This is a genomic window from Streptomyces thermocarboxydus, assembly GCF_024760485.1.
GTDB lineage: Bacteria > Actinomycetota > Actinomycetes > Streptomycetales > Streptomycetaceae > Streptomyces > Streptomyces cellulosae.
On the sequence record NZ_CP058273.1, the window covers coordinates 6,496,326 to 6,520,006 of the forward strand.

General features: G+C 72.0%; 24 protein-coding genes. 9 read left to right on the top strand and 15 right to left on the bottom strand.

What is annotated here, in order from left to right; genetic code table 11:
• Window position 1 precedes the first annotated feature (1 nt).
• Window positions 2-1,162 carry an LLM class flavin-dependent oxidoreductase gene (locus AY578_RS29665; RefSeq protein WP_258906326.1) on the top strand — a complete coding sequence of 387 codons (1,161 nt, stop codon included), beginning with the start codon at window positions 2-4 and terminating at the stop codon, window positions 1,160-1,162.
• 3 nt (window positions 1,163-1,165) lie between these two features.
• Here the strand turns inward: AY578_RS29665 and AY578_RS29670 are convergent, their stop codons facing one another.
• The 3 genes from AY578_RS29670 to AY578_RS29680 all read right to left on the bottom strand — a co-directional run bounded on the left by AY578_RS29670 (window position 1,166) and on the right by AY578_RS29680 (window position 2,541).
• A complete protein-coding gene (locus tag AY578_RS29670) occupies window positions 1,166-1,519 on the bottom strand; it encodes a DUF7701 domain-containing protein (RefSeq protein ID WP_258906327.1) in 354 nt (117 codons plus the stop codon).
• Window positions 1,516-2,052 (bottom strand): RipA family octameric membrane protein, encoded by a 537-nt coding sequence (locus AY578_RS29675; protein ID WP_019521494.1) that lies wholly within the window; start codon window positions 2,050-2,052, stop codon window positions 1,516-1,518. The genes AY578_RS29670 and AY578_RS29675 overlap by 4 nt, the downstream gene beginning before the upstream one ends.
• An 84-nt stretch (window positions 2,053-2,136) precedes the next feature.
• Entirely contained in the window at window positions 2,137-2,541 is a 405-nt protein-coding gene (locus tag AY578_RS29680) for a winged helix-turn-helix transcriptional regulator (protein ID WP_106432423.1), read from the bottom strand.
• Window positions 2,542-2,650: 109 nt separating this feature from the next.
• Between AY578_RS29680 and AY578_RS29685 the strand changes: the two genes are divergently transcribed.
• The 4 genes from AY578_RS29685 (at window position 2,651) to AY578_RS29700 (ending at window position 6,538) form a co-directional block, all read left to right on the top strand.
• Window positions 2,651-3,493 carry an enoyl-CoA hydratase/isomerase family protein gene (locus tag AY578_RS29685; protein WP_019521492.1) on the top strand — a complete coding sequence of 281 codons (843 nt, stop codon included), beginning with the start codon at window positions 2,651-2,653 and terminating at the stop codon, window positions 3,491-3,493.
• Between the two features lie 65 nt (window positions 3,494-3,558).
• Window positions 3,559-4,545, top strand: coding sequence for an NADPH:quinone reductase (locus tag AY578_RS29690; protein ID WP_258906331.1), 987 nt, complete (start codon window positions 3,559-3,561; stop codon window positions 4,543-4,545).
• A gap of 104 nt (window positions 4,546-4,649) precedes the next feature.
• Window positions 4,650-5,675: a DUF6215 domain-containing protein gene (locus AY578_RS29695; RefSeq protein WP_215047922.1), complete on the top strand. Its 1,026-nt coding sequence runs from the start codon at window positions 4,650-4,652 to the stop codon at window positions 5,673-5,675.
• Window positions 5,676-5,791: 116 nt separating this feature from the next.
• Window positions 5,792-6,538, top strand: coding sequence for an SDR family oxidoreductase (locus AY578_RS29700; protein WP_215047921.1), 747 nt, complete (start codon window positions 5,792-5,794; stop codon window positions 6,536-6,538).
• Window positions 6,539-6,568: 30 nt separating this feature from the next.
• On the opposite strand, the gene AY578_RS29705 is transcribed toward AY578_RS29700, so the two are convergent.
• The 8 genes from AY578_RS29705 to AY578_RS29740 all read right to left on the bottom strand — a co-directional run bounded on the left by AY578_RS29705 (window position 6,569) and on the right by AY578_RS29740 (window position 14,316).
• Window positions 6,569-7,252 (bottom strand): TetR/AcrR family transcriptional regulator, encoded by a 684-nt coding sequence (locus tag AY578_RS29705; RefSeq protein WP_019521488.1) that lies wholly within the window; start codon window positions 7,250-7,252, stop codon window positions 6,569-6,571.
• Between the two features lie 166 nt (window positions 7,253-7,418).
• Window positions 7,419-9,032, bottom strand: a complete 1,614-nt coding sequence (gene mhpA, locus AY578_RS29710) for a bifunctional 3-(3-hydroxy-phenyl)propionate/3-hydroxycinnamic acid hydroxylase MhpA (RefSeq protein ID WP_215047920.1) — start codon at window positions 9,030-9,032, stop codon at window positions 7,419-7,421.
• Window positions 9,029-9,802 carry an aldolase/citrate lyase family protein gene (locus AY578_RS29715; protein WP_019521486.1) on the bottom strand — a complete coding sequence of 258 codons (774 nt, stop codon included), beginning with the start codon at window positions 9,800-9,802 and terminating at the stop codon, window positions 9,029-9,031. Before AY578_RS29715 ends, mhpA begins: the two co-directional genes overlap by 4 nt.
• Window positions 9,799-10,269, bottom strand: coding sequence for a nuclear transport factor 2 family protein (locus AY578_RS29720; protein ID WP_161232453.1), 471 nt, complete (start codon window positions 10,267-10,269; stop codon window positions 9,799-9,801). The genes AY578_RS29715 and AY578_RS29720 overlap by 4 nt, the downstream gene beginning before the upstream one ends.
• Before the next feature lie 2 nt (window positions 10,270-10,271).
• Window positions 10,272-11,066: a 2-keto-4-pentenoate hydratase gene (locus AY578_RS29725; protein ID WP_019521484.1), complete on the bottom strand. Its 795-nt coding sequence runs from the start codon at window positions 11,064-11,066 to the stop codon at window positions 10,272-10,274.
• A 32-nt stretch (window positions 11,067-11,098) separates the two neighbouring features.
• Window positions 11,099-11,983 (bottom strand): alpha/beta fold hydrolase, encoded by an 885-nt coding sequence (locus AY578_RS29730; protein ID WP_019521483.1) that lies wholly within the window; start codon window positions 11,981-11,983, stop codon window positions 11,099-11,101.
• Complete coding sequence (locus AY578_RS29735; protein WP_258906337.1) at window positions 11,980-12,915, bottom strand: 3-carboxyethylcatechol 2,3-dioxygenase; 936 nt, start codon at window positions 12,913-12,915, stop codon at window positions 11,980-11,982. The genes AY578_RS29730 and AY578_RS29735 overlap by 4 nt, the downstream gene beginning before the upstream one ends.
• 36 nt (window positions 12,916-12,951) lie before the next feature.
• The gene (locus AY578_RS29740; RefSeq protein ID WP_028959092.1) at window positions 12,952-14,316 is read right to left on the bottom strand and encodes an MFS transporter; all 1,365 of its coding nucleotides are present in this window, start codon (window positions 14,314-14,316) and stop codon (window positions 12,952-12,954) included.
• Between the two features lie 322 nt (window positions 14,317-14,638).
• Between AY578_RS29740 and AY578_RS29745 the strand changes: the two genes are divergently transcribed.
• The 3 genes from AY578_RS29745 to AY578_RS29755 are packed head-to-tail and all read left to right on the top strand — an operon-like array spanning window position 14,639 to window position 17,149.
• The gene (locus AY578_RS29745) at window positions 14,639-15,766 is read left to right on the top strand and encodes an ABC transporter permease (RefSeq protein ID WP_258906340.1); all 1,128 of its coding nucleotides are present in this window, start codon (window positions 14,639-14,641) and stop codon (window positions 15,764-15,766) included.
• Window positions 15,763-16,479: an ABC transporter ATP-binding protein gene (locus AY578_RS29750; RefSeq protein ID WP_019521479.1), complete on the top strand. Its 717-nt coding sequence runs from the start codon at window positions 15,763-15,765 to the stop codon at window positions 16,477-16,479. Before AY578_RS29745 ends, AY578_RS29750 begins: the two co-directional genes overlap by 4 nt.
• A 58-nt stretch (window positions 16,480-16,537) precedes the next feature.
• Window positions 16,538-17,149 carry a TetR/AcrR family transcriptional regulator gene (locus AY578_RS29755; RefSeq protein WP_019521478.1) on the top strand — a complete coding sequence of 204 codons (612 nt, stop codon included), beginning with the start codon at window positions 16,538-16,540 and terminating at the stop codon, window positions 17,147-17,149.
• Between the two features lie 85 nt (window positions 17,150-17,234).
• On the opposite strand, the gene AY578_RS29760 is transcribed toward AY578_RS29755, so the two are convergent.
• Complete coding sequence (locus tag AY578_RS29760) at window positions 17,235-18,707, bottom strand: non-reducing end alpha-L-arabinofuranosidase family hydrolase (RefSeq protein WP_019521477.1); 1,473 nt, start codon at window positions 18,705-18,707, stop codon at window positions 17,235-17,237.
• Window positions 18,708-19,099: 392 nt separating this feature from the next.
• On the opposite strand from AY578_RS29760, the gene AY578_RS29765 reads away from it, so the two are divergent.
• Window positions 19,100-20,551, top strand: coding sequence for an endo-1,4-beta-xylanase (locus tag AY578_RS29765; protein ID WP_019521476.1), 1,452 nt, complete (start codon window positions 19,100-19,102; stop codon window positions 20,549-20,551).
• A gap of 72 nt (window positions 20,552-20,623) precedes the next feature.
• On the opposite strand, the gene pcaDC is transcribed toward AY578_RS29765, so the two are convergent.
• The 3 genes from pcaDC to pcaG are packed head-to-tail and all read right to left on the bottom strand — an operon-like array spanning window position 20,624 to window position 23,675.
• The gene (gene pcaDC, locus AY578_RS29770; RefSeq protein ID WP_019521475.1) at window positions 20,624-21,745 is read right to left on the bottom strand and encodes a bifunctional 3-oxoadipate enol-lactonase/4-carboxymuconolactone decarboxylase PcaDC; all 1,122 of its coding nucleotides are present in this window, start codon (window positions 21,743-21,745) and stop codon (window positions 20,624-20,626) included.
• Window positions 21,742-23,073 carry a 3-carboxy-cis,cis-muconate cycloisomerase gene (gene pcaB / locus AY578_RS29775; RefSeq protein ID WP_136238350.1) on the bottom strand — a complete coding sequence of 444 codons (1,332 nt, stop codon included), beginning with the start codon at window positions 23,071-23,073 and terminating at the stop codon, window positions 21,742-21,744. The genes pcaDC and pcaB overlap by 4 nt, the downstream gene beginning before the upstream one ends.
• Window positions 23,070-23,675, bottom strand: coding sequence for a protocatechuate 3,4-dioxygenase subunit alpha (gene pcaG, locus AY578_RS29780; protein WP_019521473.1), 606 nt, complete (start codon window positions 23,673-23,675; stop codon window positions 23,070-23,072). Before pcaG ends, pcaB begins: the two co-directional genes overlap by 4 nt.
• Window positions 23,676-23,681: the final 6 nt, after the last annotated feature.

The following is a 23,681-nucleotide window of genomic DNA, read 5'->3' on the forward strand; positions in this document are numbered from 1 at the left end:
CGTGACCCTCACCTTCCACTGGTTCCTGCCCACCAACGGCGACAGCCGCCACGTCGTCGGCGGCGGCCACGGCACCCCGGCCACGGCGTCCGGACGGGACCGGCCGCCCACGGTCGCCTACCTCACCCAGATCGCCCGCGCCGCCGAGGACCTGGGCTTCGTCGGCGCGCTCACCCCGACCGGCGCGTGGTGCGAGGACGCGTGGCTGACCACCGCCATGGTCAGCCAGAACACCGAACGGCTGAAGTTCCTCGTCGCCTTCCGGCCCGGTTTCGTCTCGCCCACCCTCGCCGCGCAGATGGCGTCCACCTTCCAGCGGCAGAGCGGCGGACGGCTGCTGCTCAACGTCGTCACCGGCGGCGAGAGCCACGAGCAGCGCGCCTACGGCGACTTCCTCGACAAGGACGACCGCTACCGCCGTACCGACGAGTTCCTGAGCATCGTGCGGGAGCTGTGGCAGGGCAAGACGGTCGACCTGGAGGGCGAGCACCTGCGCGTGGCGGACGCCAGGCTGGCCCGGGTGCCCGACCCGGTGCCCGAGGTGTACTTCGGCGGCTCCTCACCCATCGCCGGCCAGGTCGCGGCGAAGCACGTCGACGTCTACCTCACCTGGGGCGAACCGCCCGCCGCCGTCGCGGAGAAGATCGCCGGGATCCGCCGCCTGGCCGCGGCGGAGGGCCGCACCCTGCGCTTCGGCATCCGCCTGCACGTCATCACCCGCGACACCCCCGAGCAGGCGTGGGCGGAGGCGAACCGCCTGCTGGCCGGCTTCGACCCCGAGACGATCCGCTCGGTCCAGGAGGGGCTCGCCCGCAGCGAGTCGGAGGGCCAGCGGCGGATGCTCGCCCTGCACGGCGGCGGCAACCGCGACGGCCTGGAGGTCCACCCCAACCTCTGGGCGGGCATCGGCCTGGTACGCGGCGGCGCGGGCACGGCCCTGGTGGGCAGCCACGAGGAGGTCGCCGAACGCATCAAGGAGTACCACGCCCTGGGCATCGACGAGTTCGTCCTCTCGGGCTACCCGCACCTGGAGGAGGCGTACTGGTTCGGCGAGGGGGTGCTGCCGCGGCTGGAGGCGGAGGGGCTGTGGGCTCATCCGTCGCGGGCGGGGGCCGGTCAAGAGGCGGCCGGGCAGGCGCCGTTCGCGGCAGCCGGGCGCTGAGGGTCACCGGTCGCCCGGCGGCTGTCCGGCACCCCCGGGCGCCATGTCGGGGGCGTGTGACCCTCCGTCGCGCCCCGCCCTCCGCGCCGCCTTCCGTATCGCCTCCGCGTACGGTGCGTCCGCCGCACGCGTCTCGGGTGGGAGTTCCTCGAAGGGCACGAGCGAGGCGTGACCGGCGTCCTTCGTCTGCATCCACGCCGACCACGCGTCGTGCACGTCCTCCTCGGTGACCCGCTCACCCTTCGCGCGCAGCAGCACCGCGTACAGCCGGAACAGGTCGTCGGCGCCCTCGGGCGGCCGCGCGGCGGGCGGCAGGCAGGACCGGATCAGATCGGCGAGCGGATCGAGGTAGGTCACCCCGCCAGTGTGCCAGCCACCAGCACCACATGAGCCAGCGCGAACACGAGGGGAACGATCCTTTCCGACGAGCTGAGTTCGGCGTACCGCCGGGTCCGGCGCGGCTCCGGGGCGCCGCGCAGCACCGCCCACTCGTCGGTGAAGATCCGCACCGGCAACTGGTCCTCGATGTCGTTGATGACAAGGAACTTGGCCGCGTTGAGATGCCGGTACGAGCGGAGCTGGAGCCACCAGGCGAGGGACAGGGTCACCCCGCCCATGGCGACCGCCACGGAGACGTACCACGGCGGTTCGGCCCACTCCGACATCCCGAAGCCGATCACGCTCACCAGCGCCGTCTGCACGGACAGGAAGAACGCGTTGGCCGAACCGCGGCGCGCGGACACGCGGTCGGCCATCTCCACGGCGAGCTTGTACAGCTCCAGCACGTCCTGGCGCACGGCCGGCTCACCGGCGGCCTGGGAACGCGGCCCGGGCACGGCGACGGCCGCCGCCCGGTCCCGCACACTGTCGCCGTCACGGTCGGTTTCCATCGGACTCCCGGGGGACGGGTGGGGATCGACGAACGCCATCGTAGTGACGGTACGTCAGCAGCGCGTGGCGAACGGTGATCCCGGTCACGCGGCCCCTTGCCGCCCGGACGACCGCGCGTCGTACTCCCGCTGCGCCGACAGCACCTCGTCGCTGTGCGCGACGGTCCACTCGTACAGACGCGTGAAGGGCTCGCGGAACGACTCGCCGAGCGGGGTCAGGGAGTACTCCACGCCGACGGGGGACGTCTCCAGCACCTGGCGCCTGATCAGCCCGTTGCGTTCGAGGCGGCGCAGCGTCTGGGTGAGAACCCGCTGGGTGACGCCCTCCAGCTGCCGCTTGATCTCGTTGAAGCGCGTCGGCCGTTCCAGCACCGCCAGCACCATCATCGACCACTTGTCGGCGACCTGGTCGAGGATCGGCCGGCTGGGGCAGTCGACGCTGAACCGCGGCATGCTCGGGGGCGGCAGGGGCGAGGGGCTGGTATCCATCATGATCCTTGGTTGTCGGAAAGTGCGTTATTGACCGGTTCTCAACGTGGAACCAGGGTGGTATCCATCGCAAACCTACTGGCCCACCGCATACCTTGGGGACCCCCGCATGGACGACGGCCTGCCCTCGTACACGACGCTCCACGTCACCATCGACACCGCAATCGCCCGGATCACGCTCGACAACCCGCCCGTGAACGTGCTCGGCGGCACCCTGGTCCGTGAACTGCACGACCTGCTGGGGAGGTTGCGGGACGACCGCTCGGTCCGCGTGATCGTCTTCTCCAGCGCCGACCCCGAGTTCTTCCTCGCCCACGTCGACATCCACATCCTCGACGAGATGGACGACCTCAGGGAGATCGCGGACCGAGCCCCGCACCTCAACCTCTTCCAGGGCGTCGGCGAACTGCTGCGCCACCAGCCGCAGGTGACGATCGTCAAGCTCGCGGGGACGGCGCGCGCGGGCGGCGCGGAGTTCGTGGCCGCCGCCGACCTGGCCTTCGCGGCGCGGGAGACGGCCGGACTCGGTCAGAGCGAGGTGCTGATGGGCATCGTCCCGGGCGGCGGCGGTACGCAGTACCTGCGTGAACGGCTGGGCCGCAACCGGGCGTTGGAGCTGCTGCTCACCGGTGACAAGGTCGACGCGGACACCGCTGCCGCCTACGGGTGGATCAACCGGGCGGTCCCGGCGGCCGAGTTGGACGCCTTCGTCGACGGAGTGGCGGAGAGGATCGCCACGCTGTCCCCGGAGATCGTCGCCGCCGTCAAGGAACTGGTGCCCCCGCCCGACCTGACCGACGGCCTGCGGGCGGAGAACGCCGCATGGGCGGAGCTGGTGAGCGGGGAACTGCCGCCCCGGCTCATGCGCGAGGCGCTCCGGCACGGGGTGCAGACCCGCGAGGGCGAGCGCGACCTGGAGTCGGTCCTGCGCACCGTGGCCGCCTGCCTGTGAGCACCCCCCCTCCCACAGCGAACCGGTTCGCGGGCACCCGCCCTTCCCACAGAGAGACGAAGCACATGCGAGCAGCTTTCTACGACACCCCCGGGCCTGCGAGGAGCGTGCTGCGGGTGATCGACGTCGAACGTCCCGAACCGGGCCCCGGCCAGGTCCGCGTCCGCGTCACCCTCTCCGCGGTCAACCCCGGTGACATGTACTGGCGGCAGCACTCCACCGAGCGTGACTTCCAGCGCGTCGGCAAGCGGCGGGGCCGCATCCCGCACCAGGACGGCACCGGTGTGATCGACGCGGTCGGCGAGGGCGTCGACGCGAGCCGCGTGGGCGACCGCGTATGGATCTGGATGGCCGCCTCCGGCGAGGTGTGGGGGACCGCGGCGGAGTGGGTGGTCGTGCCGTCCGAGCAGGCCGTCGACCTGCCCGACGGTGCCTCCGACGCCCTCGGCGCCTGCCTCGGCATCCCGGCGATGACCGCGCACCTGACGCTGCACGGCGACGGTCCTCTGCACGGCCGTACGGTGCTCGTCGCGGGCGGGGCGGGCGCCGTCGGACACTACGCGATCGAGCTCGGCAAGGCGGCGGGCGCCACCGTCGTGACGACCGTCAGCGGCTCAGAGAAGGCCACGCACGCCAAGGCCGCCGGCGCGGACCTCGTGGTGAACTACCGCGACCCCGACGCGGCCCGGCAGATCCTGGACGGGGTCGGCCCGGTCGACCGGATCGTCGAGGTCGCGCTGCGCGACAACCTCGAACTGGACCTGGCTGTGGCCGCCCCAGGCGCGACCGTCGTGACGTACGCGGCACAGGCCGAGGACCCGTCCTTGCCGGTCCTGCGCCTCATGTGGTCCCACCTGACGCTGCGCTTCACCCTCTTCCACACCGCGCCGCGGGACACACTGCTTCACGCTGCGGACGCGCTCACCGCGGCCCTGGGCGAGGGCGCCCTCACGCCGCTGCCGCTGCACACCTTCGGCCTCGACGAGGTGGCCGCCGCGCACGAGGCCGTCGAGCACGGCGTCCTGGGCAAGGCCGTGCTCGACCTGCGCTGAGCAGGTCCCGGGCGGCGGGCCCCCTTTTCATCACAGTTCAGCAGCGTCCCGGAAGTATGGCTTCCATCACAGCCGCCGTGATCTTCGCCTGATGAGATCACCGGATGCTCGGTTACCTCGTCCGTCTCCTCCCCTTCTGGGTCCGCGAGCCGCTGCTGATCCTCGTCGGGACGGTCTTCGGCGTACGCATCCTGTACATGGCCCTCGTCGACGGCGAGGGGTGGGTGGCGGGCGTCATCGGCGCCGTGTTCCTGCTGGGGACGGCGCTGCATGTGGGCATGGTCGTACGCGCCCTGCGCGCCCGCCGCCATCCCGCCCCTCCGCAGGACGACGCGGACGACACGAGCATTGCCGACGACACGAGCAGTGCGGACGGCACCGCGCCCGCAGCCCCCCGTCCGCAGGCCCCGGTGGTGCGGCGCCCCGCCGAGAAGGAGCCCAACGCCTGGGGCCAGGCGGCCCTGGCCGTCGACCTCTTCGCGGTGATCGCGGCGGCCTTCTGGTTCCAGGACCGCCTTTCGGGCTCCGGCGACGACACCGCGGCCCCGGCCGCCGCCATGTGCCGGCACGACGAGGACGAGAAGCTGCCGAACGCCTACAGGTCCACTCCCGAGGCCGTGACCGGCGAGGACCTGTGCCGGGCGCTCAACCTGCCCGAGCTGCCCCGCCTCCTCGGCACGCCCACGGAGACCGCGACGTACGCCTCCGGCACCGACAACACCGCCCCGCTCACGGACAGGAAGGTCGCCCAGCCGGAGGCGAGGGTCGAGTTCGGCACGTACACGGTGGAGCTGTCGGCCACGTACAACAAGCTCACGGTCGACCAGTACGCGAACCTGACGAAGTACGGCGACCATGGGTTCGTCAAGGAGCTCGAGATCCTGGGCCGCCCCGCCCTGCTCACCTCGGACCACATGATGAAGATCCAGATCGACCTGGGCGGCGGCGAGGGAGCGAGCGGCCCGGTGGAGCAGGGGCCGCTCGCCCGCACGCTGACCGTGGCGTTCGACGCGAGGGACCGGGGCGGTTCCTACGACCTCACCGTGTGGAGCGAGTCCGGCGCCCTCCCGGACGACAGCGCCCTCGTCGGCATCGCGGAGACGGTTCTGCCCAGGATCACCGGGCGCTGAGCGACGGCACGGACAACGACGGGCGGCCGGCCGTGCGCGCCGTGCGTCGTTGACGTCCGCGCTCGAGTGGGCCTACCTTCTACTAGAATCCATATTCTAGAGGAATCGTTCGCACCATGACCGGCACCCTTACCGCCCAGGAGCAGCGCACCATGACCGAAGCCCGGCCCACGGCCCTCGTCATCGCCGGCAGCAGCGGGATCGGCGCCGCGTCGGCGCGGGCACTGGCGGCGCGCGGTCACCGGGTGGCGGTGCTGGCCCGCGGCGAAGGGGCGGACGTCCTGGCCGAGGAGCTCGGCGGCCTCGCCGTCCGCGGGGACTACACCGAGGCCGGTGTCGTCGAGGCCGCCGTGGACCAGGTGGTCTCCGCCTGGGGAAGGCTCGACGTACTGGTCAACAGTGCGGGCCACGGACCCAAGGGGAAGCTCGAGGAGCTGACCGACGAGGACTGGGCCACCGGGTTCGACCTGTACTTCTACAACGTGGTGCGGGCCTGCCGCGCCGCCCTGGCCCCGATGCGCGCCCAGGGCGGCGGCAGCATCGTCAACATCTCCTCGGCCAGCCCCGCCGAGCCCTCGCCCCGCTTCCCCACCTCCATGGTCGCCCGGGCCGCCATGACCACCTGGACCAAGCTGTGGGCGGACGAGGTCGCCCCGGACGGCATCCGGATCAACAACGTGCTCCCCGGGTACACCGTCGCCGACCCGGAGGCCGTGCCCGCCGCCTGGACCTCCGCCATCCCCCTGGGCCGGCCCGCCGCCTACGAGGAGGTCGCGCGGACCGTGGCCCACCTCGCGTGCGACGCCACCTACACCACCGGGCAGAACCTGCGCGTGGACGGCGGACTCACCCGCGCCGTGTGACCTCGTACGGCGCGGGAGACCGCGGCCGGCCTACGTCCGTTCCCCGGCGGCCCGGCGGGCGTAGTCGTCGACCAGGCCCTCCAGGGCCCGCGCCGCCATGTCCGCGTACTCGGCGAAGTCCAGCTCCAGGTGCACGTCGGAGTTGGCGTGGACGTAGAAGCCGTCGGTCAACGCCAGGCTCAGCACGGTGAGTTTGGCCGGCAGGTCGGGGAAGCGCTCGACGACGTCGGCGGGGAGGGACTCGGTGATCCGTTCGACGTCCACCTTGAACATCTCGACCCGCATCCGCAGGTACGCCGCGCGCACCTCGTTGTCCTCGCCCAGGCCACCCAGCTGCCTGCTCAGGGCCCAGACCGCCGCGGCCTTGAGCAGGGCCTCTTCCTTCGTGTAGTGCTCGGGATCAGCGCCGGACAGGCCGGCGATGCCACGGGACAGCTTGCGGCGCAGCCCCTCCGGGCCGGAGTGGAGCTCCATCCATGCCGTGTAACAGTGCTCCAGCAGAGCGACGAAGAGCTGTTCCTTGCTCTTGAAGTGCCAGTAGACGGAGCCGATCGGCAGACCGGACGACGCGCTGACCGCCGCCATGGTCGTGCCCTGATAGCCGTGTTCCAGCGCCAGGTCCAGCGCCGCCAGCAGAATCTGTTCCCGGCTCTTGTCCGAGCGCGCCTGCCGCGTTCCCCTGGTGCCCTCGCTCCGCCGTGCGCTTCGCGTCATGCCGCCACCCTGTCGCCGTCCGTCGTTCCGTCGTCCGTACCGTGCCACCAGCGCGGTCATTCTAGAACCGCGGTACCAGCAACTGAGCGGCGCGGGACCGAAGTGGCCGCACCGTGTGGTCCACCCCGGTCCCGCCGAGCTCTCCGGCGTTCCCGTTCTCACCGCGTCACACGGCGCAGGCCGCCTCCAGAACGCGCGCCACGACGTCGTCGAGCTCCTGCGTCAGGCACTCGGCGGCGATCACATGGTCGGGGCGCAGCACCACCGCCCCCACCGGCCGCGCGTCGAACCAGGCCTGCAGGCTCGCCTCACCCCCGAGGTCGCCGACGACGGTGACGCCGGCCGTGGCCCGCTTGCGCGTCCACGGCAGTTGGGCCTTCGGCACCACCTGCACGAGACGGGCGCCGAGCCGGTCCAGCGCCGCGCGGCGCTCGGCGGAGAGGAACGCCGTCGGGTCGTTGTTCCAGGTGAGGATGCGCCAGCCCTGACCCGTCGCGTCGTCGAGCAGCATCTCGGCGCCGTCCGCGTCGGTGGCCTTCGGCTGCGGAAAGATCGTGCCGGCCAGCCGGGGCACGTCGCGGACGGGCAGGGACTTGGACACCGGCGGCGGGGTGTGCACCACCACCCCGTGGTCGAACTTCGGCTGGGGCTTGAACGCCTGCCGCCTCTGCGCCTCGCGTTCCTCGGGGGTGCGGGCGGCGGCGATCCGGTCGCGCTCGGCCGCCTTCTCGGGGTCGTGGTCGGTCATGTCCTTCGCCATCTGCAGGGAGACGGCCACCATCTGCGTGACATGGCCGAGCCGTTCGGTCTCGTAGGTGTCCAGCAGACCGTCGGCCGACAGCCCCTTGACCACGGCGGCGAGCTTCCAGCCGAGGTTGAAGGCGTCGCGGATCCCGGAGTTCCAGCCCTGCCCGCCGACCACGGGCATGACATGGGCGGCGTCACCGGCGAGGAAGATCCGCCCGTGCCGGAACCGGCCCGCGATCCGGGCGTGGTGGCGGTAGACGCGGCGGCGGATGATGTCCAGCTTCGACGGGTCCGGCACATGGGGCGCGAGCAGACCGAAGACGAACGCGTCGTCCTCCACGTCGGCCTCGCCCTCGTTCTCGAAGAGGGTGAACTCCCAGCGGCGGATGCCGTGCGGCAGAGCGATGGAGGCGTAACTGCGGGCGGGGTCACCGCCGAAGACCGCGTGCGGCGTGCCGATCGGGTCGTTGGCGACGTCGATGACGATGCCGTCGGTCGGCCGGGTCTCGCCCTCGAACGAGATGCCCAGGCGCTTGCGGGTGGGGGAGGACCCGCCCTCGGCGGCGACGACGTACCGCGCGCGCACCGTCCCGCCGTCGGCGAGCGTGGCGACCACGCCGTCGGTGTCCTCGGCCAGGTCCACGACCTCGGCGCCGAACCGCACGGCGGCGTTCGGGAAGCGGTCGAGGCCGGCGAGCAGCACCCGGTCGACCAGCGGCTGCACGAAGCCGTTGCGGCGCGGCCAGCCGAACTCGCGTGTCGTCGGGTTCACTTCGGACAGGATCGCCCCGGCGCCGTTGATCATGTAGATCTTCTGGTCCGGGATGGTGTGCGGCAGCACTTCGTCGACCAGCCCGGCGGTCTGCATCGCGCGCAGTGCCTCGTCGTCGATGCCCACGGCCCGCGGGTAGTCGACGAGTTCGTGCTCCCGCTCGACGACGAGGACGTCGACGCCCTGCTGCCCCAGCAGGTTGGCCAGGGTCAGGCCGACCGGACCAGCCCCGACGACGAGAACGTCGCAGGCCTTGTTCATGTGGTGCTCCGTGCGGATCGGGCCGGGCCCAGCCCGGCGATGGTGTCGCCGAACGCGCGGTTCAGCAGGACGAGATCGATGCCGAGGCCGACGTAGTCGACGACGCCGTCGGCGAGCAGGCCGGCCGCGTACTCGGGACGGCCGGAGTAGATGCCGAGGGTGACGCCGTGCGCGCGCGTCACCTCGCGGACGTGGGAGATCGCCTCGCGCACCGGACCCTCGTCCCAGTCGCCGCGCCCGGGCAGGCCGTAGGAGACGGCGAGGTCGGCCGGACCGATGTAGACCGAGTCCAGGCCGGGCGTCGCGACGATCTCCTCGGCCCGGTCGACCCCGGTGCTCGTCTCGATCTGCGCGACGGCCGACACCGCCCGGTTGCCCGCCTCGGTGTACGAGTCACCCGGGTAGAGCGCGGGCCGGGACGGTCCGAGACTGCGGTTGCCGGCCGGCGGGTACTTGACGGCGGCGACCAGGGCCTCGGCCTGGGACGCGGACTCGACGGTCGGCGCGACGATCCCGCGGGCCCCGCTGTCGAGGAGCCGCAGGACCGGCGCGGGGTCCGGCGAGCCGACCCGGGCGTACGCGTAGGCGTTGTCCCGGGGGATCGAGCGCAGGATCCCGCAGGCCGCCTCCAGCCCCAGCTCGCCGTGCTGGAGGTCCAGGATCACGCCGTCGTACCCGGCGGTCACCGCCCACTCCGGCATCGAGAACGACGGCACCGTCTGGTGGTACAGCACCGGAGGCCGGTCACCGCCGAGAGCTTCCCGCTTCACCGCGCCCGCCCTTCCTGACCGGCCACGCGCGCCGCGTGGGCCGCGGCGGCCCGGCCGCCGAACACCGGCACGATCTCCCGGCGGGCGAACAGCCACCGGCCGTCCACCTTGCGGTAGCGCTCGCGGAACTCACCGACCGACGCGGGCAGCGTCTGCGGGTCGTTCGTGTCACGGAAGGTCAGGTACTGCACGGTGCCCTCGACCTCGTCCCCGTCCGCGGTCCACACCAGGCGGATGCCGCCGATGTGGTGACGGCCGACGACGTCCGTCTGCCGGGCCCGCTTGGCGCCCCACGCCTTCATGGCCTCGCGGTCCATGTCGCCCATCGGGCCGACGGAGACGCCGTCCTCCGTGTACAACTCCCAGGTGGTGTCCGCCCGGTTGTGGTCCAGGCGGTAGAGCATCTCCGCCACGAGCTGCTCGATCTCGACGCGGGTGGCGGCGTCGACGGGACGGTAGTCGGTCATGTTCAGCCTTTCGAATCCGCGGTCGCGACCACGCGACCCAGTCCGGTGACGGTGGCGACGCACTCGACGTCGGCGGGCCACGGCTCGATGTAGCCGATGGAGCCCGACAGCAGCACTTCCCCGGCGCGCAGCGGCTCGCCCGTGCGGATCGCGGTCTCCGCCAGCCAGACGACCGCGTTCACCGGGTCCCCCAGCACGTTGCTGCCGACACCCCGGGTGATCTCCTTCCCGCCGCCGGTGATGACCATCTCGGCCTGGGTCAGGTCGACCTCGCCGTAGGGGTGCCGCTCCTCGCCGAGGACGACGCCGCTGCAGCCGGCGTTGTCGGCGATGGTGTCGACGATCTGCCCGACGGAGCCGGCGTAGCGGAAGTCCACGACCTCGAACGCGGGCGTCACGTAGTCGATCGCGGCCTCCACGCCCGCCCGGGAGGCATCCGTGACGTCGCTCTTCAGCACGAACGCGACCTCCGCCTCGATCAGCAGGCGGTTGTACGCGGACAGCGGCAGACGCGCGCCCGAGGCGTGCACCATGTCGTCGTGGATGATCCCGTAGTCCGGCTCGTCGATGCCCACGCGCTGCTGCACGAGGGCGTTGGTCAGGCCGACCTTGCGGCCCACCCGTCTCACCCCCAGTTCGCGCTCGCGCAGGGCGGCGAACTCGGCGGAGATCGCGTAGGCGGAGTCGAGGTCGCGCTCGGGCAGCCGGGGGCTCACGTACGGCACGGTGTACACGCCGCGCTTGGCCTCGAACAGCTCGCGTGCGATCTCGCTGATGGTCTCCCGGGTGACGCTCACTCCGGTCCTTTCGTCAGACTTGCTTCCGGTCGTCAGGCGTGCTTCTGGAGGAAGGCGACGGCCGCGGCGTTGAACTCGGCGGCCCCCTCCCACTGCGGCCAGTGCGCGGCGCCGCGGACCAGCAGGTACTCCCCGTCCGGGATGAGCCCGCACAGACGCGCGCCCTCGGCCTCGTCGCCGGTCGGCTCGTGGTCGGTCCACACCATCAGGGCGGGGACCGGGACGGCCGCGAAGTCGTCGTCGGTCACGCGGTTGCGCCACCGCCGCTCCGGCTCCCGCAGGGCGGAGACGTTCGCCATGCTGAACCCGTCGCGGGCATAGATCGCCCGGCGTACGCGGACCAGCTCGTCGGTGATGTTCCGCGGGTCGTGGATCACCACCTGGAGGCGCTTCTTCACGTTCTCGAAGGTCGGCTCGCTCACCGCCTTCGCACTCACCGACTGGGTGCGGTCCAGCTGCGGTTCGCCGATCACCCGGCCGCCCGGCGCGGACAGGATCACCGTGCGCAGGCGCTCGGGGTGCTTCGGTGCGAACTTCAGCGCCAGCCAGCCGCCGAGCGACTCGCCGGCGAGGTGCACCCGGTCCAGGCCCAGCGCGTCCAGCAGGGCCAGCAGGTGCTCCTCGTAGTCGCGGATCTCCAGCGGATGGTCCGCGAGCGCGGTGTACCCGTGGCCCGGGTAGTCGTAGCCGACCACCCGGAAGCCGGCCTCGGCGAACGCGCGGACGTTCTGCGTCCACGCCTCGATGTGGCCGCTGGTGCCGCTGGCCAGGACGACCGTCTGCGCGTCCGGGGACGCCCCGGCGATGTCGAGGACCCGGGTGCGGCAACCGCCCGCGTCCACGTACCGCAGCGTGTGCTCCAGGTCCGCGATCTCTTCCCACAGGGTCGCCAGGTGCGCCCTCTCCGTCCCGCTCACGCCGTCACCGCCGCCTGCACGGCGAAGCCCGCGCCCCACTTCTCGACCGCCCAGTAGCGGTCGACGGCGAAGCGGTAGGGGCCGGCGGTCGACAGGGCCGCGTAGGCCGCGATCCAGCTGCGCATCTCGTGCGCGGCGGAGCCGCCCTCGGCCACGAACCAGCCGTTCTCCCAGCCGTCGGCCGGGGTGAGGTCGCCGGAGCGGAACGTGGCGAGGACGAGCTTGTCCCACTCCTCGTTCAGCGGATCGCTCGGCGCCCTGCCGTCGGCGATCGCCTGGATGCCCCGGACGATCATCTGCTCGCGCTCGTGCCGCTCCTGGGGGGAGGGGGCGTAGGCGATCAAACGTTCCTGCACGGTGCCCGGGGCGCCGTCCCAGCGGGGGATCGGCGGGTTGTGGGAGATGCCGCCCGAGGCCAGGAACAGCACCTTCCTGTCCAGGGTGCGGGCGGCCCGGCCGAACGCCTCGCCCATCAGCCGCACCCGCCGCATGGGGGAGAGGGGCAGGCCGATCGCGTTCACGAACACCGGCACGATCGGCTGCGCGAAGTCCTTGCCGAACACGAAGTCCAGGGGCTGGACGATGCCGTGGTCGACCGTCATGCGCTCGCTGCGGCCGATGTCGATGCCCTCGGCCAGGACGGCGGCGTGCAGGGCCCGGGCGGCGTCGGCGTCCACGGGGAGCTTCCCCGCCGTGGTGCCGTAGTCGCCGACGCCCTCGGCGGCCGCCCCGATGACCCACGGGGTGATCAGCGAGTAGAGCTGGCCGTTGAAGTGGTCGGGCCCGAACACCACGACGAGATCGGGGTCGTACCCGGAGACGAACTCCCTGACCTCGTCGATGGCGGCATTGATCTCGGCGAACGTCTCCCCGCCCGGGTCGACGTTGCCGAAGGACGGCGCGTGGGAGAGCGCTGCGACGGCCAGCGGCATGGTGCTGGTTCCTTTCTGGGAGGGTGCGGACGGCCGCTACGCGGACGTACCGGTGAGCGCGGGCTCGGAGTGCCGGGCCCCGCCCGCGTCGGGGCGGCGCTGGGCCAGGTGGAGGGCGATGATGCTGACGCCGGCGACCAGCATCGGCAGGGAGAAGACGGTGAAGGCCGCGCCCATGCCCCAGCCGGCGTCGAAGGCCGCGCCGCCGATGACCGGGGCGGCGATGCCGCCGAACCGGCCGACGCCGATGACGACACCGAAGCCGGTGGAGCGGGCCAGCGTCGGGTAGAGCGTCGGGACGATCGCGTAGAAGGCCGCGGTGCCCGAGCAGACGAAGAAGGAGGCGGTGAACAAGGTCCACCAGGCGGCGGGCATCTGGGAGCCGACGATGCCGAAGAGCGACAGGGTGAAGGTGGCCAGGAGCAGGAAGACCGGGGCGAGGACGCGGACGCCGATCCTGCCGCCCAGGTAGCCGAAGAGGACGTTGCCGAGGATGCCGCCGATGCTGAAGGCGGTGACGAGCTGCGGGGCCAGCGCGGGGTTGTCGTTGGCCGAGGCCACGCTGCTGGGGGCCCAGTTGGTCATGAAGTAGAAGCTGAGCATGTAGGCGACGTAGCCGACGGTCATCAGCAGGGTGTAGAAGCCGGTCCGGCCGGTGAAGACGGTGCGCAGCGAGCCCTTCGCCTCGACCCCCGTGTTCTCCGGCTCCGGGAGCGCCGCGAGCGCGGGCCGGCGCATCTTCGCCAGCAGCGCGTTGAGCCGCACCAGGGCGTCGGGGCGGCGGCCTTCGGAGAGCCAGGCCAGCGACTCGGGCAGCAGCGCGTACGTGGCGACGGCGGCGACCGCGCTGAGGACGAACCCGATCCACCAGCCGAACTGCCAGCCCCGCGCGTCGAGCATCGGGCCGACGATCATCGAGCCGAGCAGTCCGCCGATGTTGATGGCGGCGGCGTAGACGGCCATGACCAGGGCGTACACCCGCTTGCCCGTGTATTCGGCGAGGATCACGCCGACCACGGCGACCAGACATCCGACCCCGACGCCGGTGACGACGCGGCTCACCACCAGGGGCCAGGTCCCGGTCTCCGGGGTGGCGAACGGGCCGATGAACATGCCCGCCGCGATCGTCGAGGTGGCGATGACGCCCATCTTGCGCCGGCCGATGCGGTCGGCCAGCGGCGCGACGATGATCGAGCCCACCAGCATGCCGATCAGGGCGCCGGACATGACCAGTCCGAGCTCCGCCTTCGAGACGCCGAAGCCCCTTTCGATGTAGGGCGCGGCGAACGACGTGAGGGAGACGTCGTAACCGTCGAGCACGACCAGGGTGATCGCGATGACGACGGCGCGTTTCTGCAGCCCGCTCATTCTCTCCTGCGGGATGTGGTCGGTGATCCTCATGCGAGTTCCCCTGTTCCGGGACAGAGCGGACCTGCGCCAGGGCGGCGGCCCGCAAAGGAGGAGGCGGAACGCTGACCAGCCGCGTTCCATCGACGAAAACTAGAAGTTACGTTCTAGAATCGTCATTACAGTGACGAGAGGCCGGGGGTGGTGTCAAGGGGTCGCGGGTGATCGATCGGAAGGGACGGACGCGCGGACGAGAAGGTCCCGACACGCGTGTCGGCAACATCCGATAGGATGCCGACGCTCGTGTCGTCAAGTGCGAGTAAAGGGCGTGCGTGCCCGGCGCCGCGCCCCCTCACCCCCGTCGCCCGGAGTTCCCGTGTTCCTTGCCCTACGCGACCTGCGCTTCGCCCGCGGCCGCTTCGTCCTGATGGGCGCCGTCGTCGCCCTCATCGCCGTCCTCGGCGTCCTCCTGTCCGGACTCGCCTCCGGCCTGGCCGACGCCGGCATCTCCGGTCTGCGCGCGCTGCCCGTGACCCACATGGCCTTCGACGAGAAGGCGACCAGCGAGCAGTTCTCCCGCTCCACCGTCGAACAGGAGGACTGGGAGGCCTGGTCCGAGGCCCCCGGTGTGGAGCGGGCCGAGCCGTTCGGCAACACCCTGGTCAACGCCCAGGTGACCCATGGCGAGGAGAAGGGCGAGCAGGTCAACCTCGCCGTCTTCGGCATGGCCCCCGACTCGCCCCTGGCCCCCAGCCCGGCCGAGGGCAAGGGACTGAAGGACGGCGGGGGCGGCATCGTCATCAGCCAGGAGATCGCCGACCTCGGCGTGCGCGTCGGGGACGTCCTGACCGCCGACAAGAGCGAGGTGCGGCTGACGGTGACCGGCCTCGTCGACGACACCGTCTCCTACGGCCACATCGGCGTCGCCTACGCCGACCTCGACACCTGGCGTCATCTGCACTACGGCCTGCCCGGCGAGCTGCCCGAGGCCGCCCAGCGCCAGGCCACGGCCGTCGCCCTCACCCTGGAGGACGGTGCCGACGTCACCGCCGTCGAGCAGGCCACCGGCACCCGCGCCGACGACAAGGAGACCACTTACGGCGCGTCCCCCGGCTACACCGCCGAGTCGAGCACCATGGCGCTCATCAAGGGCTTCCTGTACGCCATCTCCGCTCTCGTCGTCGGCGCCTTCTTCACCGTCTGGACCGTGCAGCGCAAGCCGGAGATCGCCCTGCTGAAGGCGCTGGGCGCCCCCACCCGCTACATCCTGCGCGACGCGCTCGCCCAGGTCGTCGCCGTCCTCGTCGTCGCCACCGCCGCCGGCACCGCCGTCGGCCTGGCCCTGGGCAGCGCCATGATCGGCAAGGCGCCGTTCTCACTGTCCGCGCCCGCCATCGCCGCCTCCGCCGGCCTGCTCATCGGCCTGGGCACCGTGGGCGCGGCCGTCGCCGTCCGCCGTATCACCGCCGTCGACCCCCTGACCGCCCTGGGAGCCACCCGATGACCACGCCCTCCACCGATCACCGGACCGCCCCGGACGCCGCCGGCCCCGACGGGCTGCGCCTGCACGACGTCTGTCTCACCCATGGGGACGGAGACACCGCCGTCACCGCCCTCGACCACGTCGAACTGACCGTCGCGCCGGGGGAGTTCGTCGCCGTCGTCGGCCCGTCCGGGTCCGGCAAGTCCAGCCTGCTCGCCGTCGCCGGCGGCCTGCAGCGGCCCACCTCCGGCACGGTGCACATCGCCGGCACGGAGCTGACCGCGCTGTCCGACAAGGAGCGCACCGCCGCCCGCAGACGCCACATCGGCTTCGTCTTCCAGCAGTCCAACCTGCTCGCCTCCCTCACCGTCCGCGAGCAGCTCCTGCTGCCCCTGCACATCGACGGACGGCTCGACGCCGCCGCCCGCGCCCGGGCCGACGAGCTCATCGAGGCGGTCGGCCTGACCCACCGCACCGGGTCGCGTCCCCATCAGCTGTCCGGCGGCGAACGCCAGCGCGCCGGACTGGCCAGGGCGCTGATGACCTCGCCCGCCGTCCTGCTGGTGGACGAGCCCACCTCCGCCCTGGACCGGGTGCGCTCGGCCGAGGCCGTGAGGCTGATCGCCGAGCAGACCCACCGGCACGGCACCGCGACCGTCATGGTCACCCACGACACGGCGATAATGGACGCCGCCGACCGGGTGCACGAGATGGTCGACGGCCGGCTGTCCTGACCGGGGCGGCGGCCGGCTCACCACTCCCGGCACCGTCCTCACCCAGGAGCTCCCCCGCATGCCGAAGATCAACGCCTCCACCGTCGCCGAACACCGCGCGCAGCAGCGCGAGGCGCTGATCGGGGCGGCGATCGACATCCTGGTGGCCGAGGGCGCCGCCGCCGTCACCCCCGCGGCGGTCGGCGCCCGGGCGGGTCTGGCCCGCTCCAGCGTCTACCAGTACTTCGACTCCTCGGCGGCCCTGCTGGCCACGGTCACCGAGGAGGCGTTCCGGCGCTCCAACGAGGCCCTCACCCGCGCGACCGCCGCCGCGCGGGGCCCGGTGGAGCGGGTCGAGGCGTTCTTCCGGGAGAGTCTGCGCCTCGGCGCCGAGGGCGCGCACCGTCCGGCCGCCGCCCTCATGAACGCGGGCCTGCCGCCCGTCTGTCTGGAACGCCTGATGGAACTGCACCGGGAGCAGGTCGAGCCGTTCCGCGCCGCCGTCCGTGAACTCGGCGTTCCGGAGCCCGGGCTCACGGCGGACCTGATCGCCGGGATGCTGCACACGGCCCTGGCGGCCGTCGAGTCCGGCGCCCCGCTGGAGACGGTGACGCGGCGCACCCTGGCCCTGGTGCGCCGCTGCCTCGTCGCCCAGGACGGCGCGGAGGAGACCCCGCGGAGCGGTCGCTGAGCACAGCGGTGCGGCGGACCGGGCCTCACGCCCGGTCCGCCGCACCGGCTCCCCCTCGGAACAGGTCTTCTTCCCTGCGGCCCGGTCAGCGCCGCAGCGTCAGCAGACCCGGGCGGTAGGGCAGCAGGCCGTAGTCACCTCCGGAGTTGGGGCTGCGGCCCTGGTAGAGCAGCTGCAGGTTGCAGGGGTCGACGGTCATCGTCTGGTCGGCGCTGGTGCGCAGCAGCTCGCCGTGGCTGATGTCGTTCGTCCAGGTCGCACCGCTGTTGGCCTTGCCGGCGAAGGGGTTGCTCTCGGACGCGGCCTGGGGCGTCCACGTGCCGCCGAGGCTGGTCGCGGTGAACGAGCGGAAGTACCGGCCCTGGGAGCCGATCGCCTCGACGATCATCAGATAGCGGTTCTGGTCCTTCAGCTTGTAGACCTGCGGCGCCTCGAACAGGTTGTTCGTCGAGTCGCTCATGACGACGGTCGAGCTCGAGCCGAAGCTGCCGGGGAAGTTCCCGATCGGCATGCTCGCCCGGTAGATCTTGCCGTTGTCGCCCGCGAAGAACAGGTACATGTTCGTGTCGTCACCGATGAGCGTCTGGTCGATCGGGCCCGTGGAGGAGCCGGAGATGCTCCCGGAGAACAGCACCTGCTCGGACGACCAGCCGTTGGGGTTGGTCGGGTCGCTCGACGTGCGGTACGAGAAGGCGGTCCCGCCCCACTGGTAGGCCAGCACCCAGATGTTCTTCGGCGCGAAGTAGAAGAGGCTGGGCGCGACCGTCGAGTTGTTCATCGCGTTCTGCGAGGCCGAGGCCATCTCCGACCAGTCGCCGAACAGACCGAAGTTCATCGACCCCCACCGCGTCCCGGTGTCGTGCGTGGTCGCGTAGACGAGCTGCTTGCCGTTGTAAGGGGCGACGGTGAAGTCCTTCAGCGACACCCACCCCGACCGGGGCTGCGCCAGTGCGCCCGTCGACGACCAGCTGTAGCTCGACGGCAGCTGGCACGCGCCGGGGTCCTCGTCGGAGCCGCCCGCCTTCACGAGCCGCCACTGCTGGTTCGCGCCGCCCCAGTCGTCGTACTGGACGACGTTGGCGTTGTCGGCGGTGGACGCGCCCTGCACCTCGAGCGCCTTGCCGCTGTTGCGGTTGATGAACCGGACGTAGCCGTCGGAGCTGTCGGCCAGCCGCCACTGCTGGTTGGCGGCGTTCAGGTCGGTCCACTGGACGATCGAACCGCCGTTGGCGGTGGACCAGTTGTAGACGTCGAGCACCTTGCCGGAGTGGCGGGACTTGATGCGGTAGTAGCCGTTGCCGGAGTCCACGAACTGCCATTGCTGCTGGGCCTGGTCGTTCCTCGCCCACTGGGTGATCCGGGCGCCGTCGTTCGTGGCCAGGTTGTAGACGTCCAGCGCCTTGCCGCTGTTGCGGTTGACCAGCACGTACGAGGCGCTGGTGTCCACGGTCGCGGCCTCGGCCGGCTGGGCGCCGACGAACGCGGCCAGCAGCAACAGGGGGGCGAGCACGGCGAGCAGACGTCTGGGACGGACCCGGGACGCGTGGCTGAGCCACATGATGAACCTCCTGGATGTGGGGGTGAGGTGTCGCCGGACAGGGGGGAGCGGCAGCCGCACCGGGATCGAACGTGTCGAATGTTTCGGATCGATCCTGGCCACGTGACGCCACAAGCTAGGGAGACGGAAGCGGTGGGTCAAGGGCTGTGACCGGCCGGATTGGCGATTCGAAACATTCGAGAGCTCATCAGAAACTGTTTCCGTCGAAGGGCTTGACGGGTCGTCATCAACCCTCCACCATCTGTTTGGCAAACCGACCGCCGTTCGATATGTCGAACGAACTTGCCTCATGAGTCCCGTACGTCCCGCACACCCCCGTGCGGGACAGCGCCGCACCTGAGCCGCGGTGCGGTGCACGGTGCATCCCTCTCTCCTGCCTTGGAGGCACAGCCATGGGCTTTCACGCCCTCCCAAGAGCCGCCGTCCGGCGGAAGTTCCGCGTCCTGCTGCCCGCGCTGCTCGTCGGCGCCCTCGGCTTCGCCGGCGCGGTGGCCGCACCGCCGCCTCAGGCCCAGGCCGCCGAGAGCACCCTCGGCGCCGCGGCGGCGCAGAGCGGCCGCTACTTCGGTGTGGCCATCGCCTCGAACCGCCTGAGCGACTCGACGTACGCGTCGATCGCGAACCGCGAGTTCAACTCGGTGACGGCCGAGAACGAGATGAAGATCGACGCGACCGAGCCGCAGCGGGGGCAGTTCAACTTCTCCAACGCCGACCGCATCTACAACTGGGCCGTCCAGAACGGCAAGCAGGTGCGCGGCCACACCCTGGCCTGGCACTCCCAGCAGCCCAGCTGGATGCAGAGCCTCGGCGGCAGCTCCCTGCGCCAGGCGATGATCGACCACATCAACGGCGTGATGGCCCACTACAAGGGCAAGATCGCGCAGTGGGACGTGGTGAACGAGGCCTTCGCCGACGGCAGTTCGGGCGCCCGGCGCGACTCCAACCTGGAGCGCACCGGCAGCGACTGGATCGAGGTCGCCTTCCGCACCGCGCGCGCCGCCGACCCGAACGCCAAGCTCTGCTACAACGACTACAACGTCGAGAACTGGACCTGGGCGAAGACCCAGGCCATGTACCGCATGGTCAAGGACTTCAAGCAGCGCGGCGTCCCGATCGACTGCGTCGGCTTCCAGTCGCACTTCAACAGCGGCAGCCCGTACAACTCCAACTTCCGCACCACGCTGCAGGAGTTCGCCGCGCTCGGCGTCGACGTCGCCATCACCGAGCTGGACATCCAGGGCGCGTCGCCGACGACGTACGCCGCCGTGGTCAACGACTGCCTGGCGGTCTCCCGCTGCCTCGGCGTGACCGTGTGGGGCGTGCGCGACATGGACTCGTGGCGTTCGAGCGACACCCCGCTGCTGTTCAACAACGACGGCAGCAAGAAGCAGGCGTACACCGCCGTGCTGAACGCCCTCAACGCCGGTGAAGGCGGCGGCGGCGACCCGGACCCGGAGCCGGGTGACGGCACCGCCATCAAGGGCGTCGGCTCGGGCCGCTGCCTGGACGTGCCCAACGCGAGCACCACGGACGGCACGCAGGTCCAGCTGTACGACTGCAACGGCCGCACCAACCAGTCGTGGGAGCTCACCTCCTCCGGTGAGCTGCGGGTCTACGGCAACAAGTGCCTGGACGCCGCCGGCACCGGCAACGGCGCCAAGGTCCAGATCTACAGCTGCTGGGGCGGCGACAACCAGAAGTGGACCCTGAACTCCGACGGCACCATCGTCGGCGTCCAGTCCGGCCGCTGCCTCGACGCGGTCGGCGCGGGCACGGCCAACGGCACGCAGATCCAGCTGTACAGCTGCGGAGGCGGCAGCAACCAGCGCTGGTCCCGCGTCTGACACACCTCTCCTCATGTGATCGCGGGGGTCACCGCCCGACAGGGGTGGCCCCCGCGACCGCGCCGGATCCGGCTACCCGGCCGCCTCCTCCTCCAGCACCCGCTGGGCGACGGCGAATGCCGAGTTGGCCGCCGGGACCCCGCAGTACACGGCGGTCTGGAGCAGCACCGCTCCGATCTCCTCCGGGGCCAGCCCGTTGCGGCGGGCCGCGCGCACATGCATGCCGAGTTCGTCGTAGTGGCCGTGCGCGACCAGCGCCGTGAGGGTGACCATGCTGCGTTCCCGGCGGGACAGCGTCGGGTCGGTCCAGATCTCGCCCCAGGCGTAGCGGGAGATGAAGTCCTGGAAGCGGGCGGTGAACGGCGTCTGCCGCGCCTGTGCCCGGTCCACGTGCGCGTCGCCCAGCACCTCCCGGCGCACCTCCATGCCACGCCGGACGGGCCCGCCGAAGTGCGTCCGCAGCGCCGTGAGAACCGCCTCAGGCTGCTCGGCGGGCGCCAGGTGCGAGGCGCCGGGGATCTCCACCAGCCCGGCACCGGGCACCGCGTCCGCGATCTCCCGCAGATGCGCCGGCGGCGTGGCCGGGTCCTCCCGCCCGGCGACGGCCAGCGTGGGAACGGCGATCTCCGCCAGCCGGTCCCGCAGGTCGAAGGCGGCGAGCGCGTCGCAGCAGGCCGCGTACGCCTCCGGATCGGCCTCCCGATGGTCCTGTACCAGCCGCGGCACGGTGAACCCGGGGGTGAACCAGCGGGCGTCCGCGCTCTCGGCGAGCCCCGCCGGCCCTTCCCGGCGCACCAGCGCGGCCCGTTCCTCCCACGGCTTGGCCCCGTTGAAGTGCGCCGAGGAACAGATCACGGCCAGGGAAGCGAGCCGGTCCGGGTGGTGCACGGCCAGGTGCAGTCCTACCGCCCCGCCCAGGGACACACCCGCGTAGGCGAACCGCTCGATGCCGAGCGAGTCGGCCAGCGCGAGCACCAGACCGGCGAGATCGCCCACGCTCGCGCCCGGACCGATCAGCCCCGCCGGCGAACCGCCGTGCCCCGGCAGGTCCCACCGGACCACCCGGTGTGCGGCCGAGAGTTCGGGGGCCACCTTGTCCCAGAGGGCGTACGAGGTGCCGAGCGAGGGGCCCAGCAGCAGTGGGGGAGCCGAAGGGGGGCCTTCGACACGGTGGTTGAGCAGCTCACTTGTCAATGTCGCTCCAGAGCACGGTCGGTGAGGTCGCCGGCGGAGCCGGTGTAACGGGACGGGTCGACGAGTGCGGACACGCCGGCCTCCTTCAATTCCGGCTCCTCGGAGAGCAGTTCGGCCAGGTCACGGCCCTCCTCGTACGTCCTCCGCGCCAGCGAGGTCAGCAGGTCCTTGGCGCGGGCACGGCCGAGGACCGGGGCCAGCTCGGCGGAGAGCCGTTCGGAGACGATCAGCCCCCGGGTGAGGCCGAGGTGCGCACGCATCGTGTCCGCGTGCACCCGCAGCCCCTCGGTCAGCTCGGCGGCGTCCCGGGCGGCGCCGCCCACCAGGCGGAGCAGGTCCCTCAGTGGTTCCCACTCGGCGTGCCAGGCCCCGGCCGGCCGCTCGTCGTCGGCCACCAGCGAGCCGTACAGCGTGGCCGCGAGCTGCGGCGCCCGCCGGGCCGCCGCCGCGATCAGCGTCGAGCGGACCGGGTTCGCCTTGTGCGGCATGGCCGACGAGCCGCCGCCGCTGCCCTCGGACACCTCCGCGATCTCGGTACGGGACAGGGTGAGGACGTCCGCCGCGAGCTTGCCCAGCGCGCCGGCGGCGAAGGCGAGGCAGCCGGCGAGATCGGCCACCGGCGTCCGGAGCGTGTGCCAGGGCAACACCGGCTCCGCCAGGCCCAGTTCGCGGGCGTACGCACCTGGCAGCGCGGTCGCGTCCTCGGCCCCGTACGCCGTGAACGCCGCCAGCGTCCCCGCCGCTCCGCCGAGCTGAGCGGGCAGCGACTCGCGGACCCGCCCCACCCGGTCCCGGGCGTCCAGCACCAGCGCCCGCCACCCGGCCGTCTTCAGTCCGAACGTCGTCGGCACGGCGTGCTGGGTGAGCGTCCGGCCGGCCATCGGCGTGTCACGGTGCTCGGCGGCCAGCACGGCCAGCGCCCGCGCACAGCGCTCCAGGTCGGCGAGGGCCACCGCGAGTACCCGGCGGGCGACCAGCATGGTCGCCGTGTCCATGATGTCCTGGCTGGTCGCCCCACGGTGCACATACGGGCGGTGCTCCTCGCCCACCGCCCGGGTGAGCGCCGCGACCACGGGGATCACCGGGTTCCCGCCGCCGCGGGCCTCCACGGCGAGGGACGCGACGTCGAAGCGGGCCGGGTCGGCGGCCTCCGTCACCGCCCTCGCCGCCTCCGCAGGGGCGAGCCCCGCGGCCGACTGGACCCGGGTGAGGGCGGCCTCCGCGTCGAGCAGCGCCCGCAGGAACGCCGTGTCGGTGGTCTCCGCGGCCGCCTCGGCGCCGGCCCACCCGGGGGCGAGCAGTCCGGCGCCGGAATCGGCCGCCGTCACCGGAACTCCAGGAAGACCGTCTCGCCCTCGCCCTGGAGACGGATGTCGAAGCGGTACGTGCCGTTGCCCCGGTCCCCGGCGACGAGCGTGCCGCGCCGCTCCTCGTCCAGCCGGGACAGCAAGGGGTCGGCGGCCAGCGCCGCCTGGTCGTCCGGCAGATAGATCCGGGTGAACAGGTGGACGAGCAGACCGCGGGCGAAGACGCACACACTCAGGTGCGGCGCGCCCCGGCCGCGTGCCCCGGGCCGGAGCGTGCGCGCGGACCAGTGGCCGTTCGCGTCGGTCGCGATCCGCCCGAACCCGGTGAACTCCACGCCGTTGCGCCCCAGGAAGCCGCCCGTCGCCGGGTCGCGCCGCATCGAGCCGTCGACCCGGGGCACCTCGCCGTCCGGGTCCGGTCCCCACAGCTCCACGAGGGCGTCCGGCACCGGGTCGCCGTTGCCGTCGTACACGTAACCGTGCAGCGCGATGGTGTCCGGGTGGCCGGCGGGCGCGACGTCGCCGCCGCCGGGGAAGGGCAGGGCGTGGCCGTAGAAGGGGCCGACCGTGTGCGACGGGGTGGGCAGCACGGTCTCCGGACGGCTGGTGTCGATCTTCGTCATGGCGGG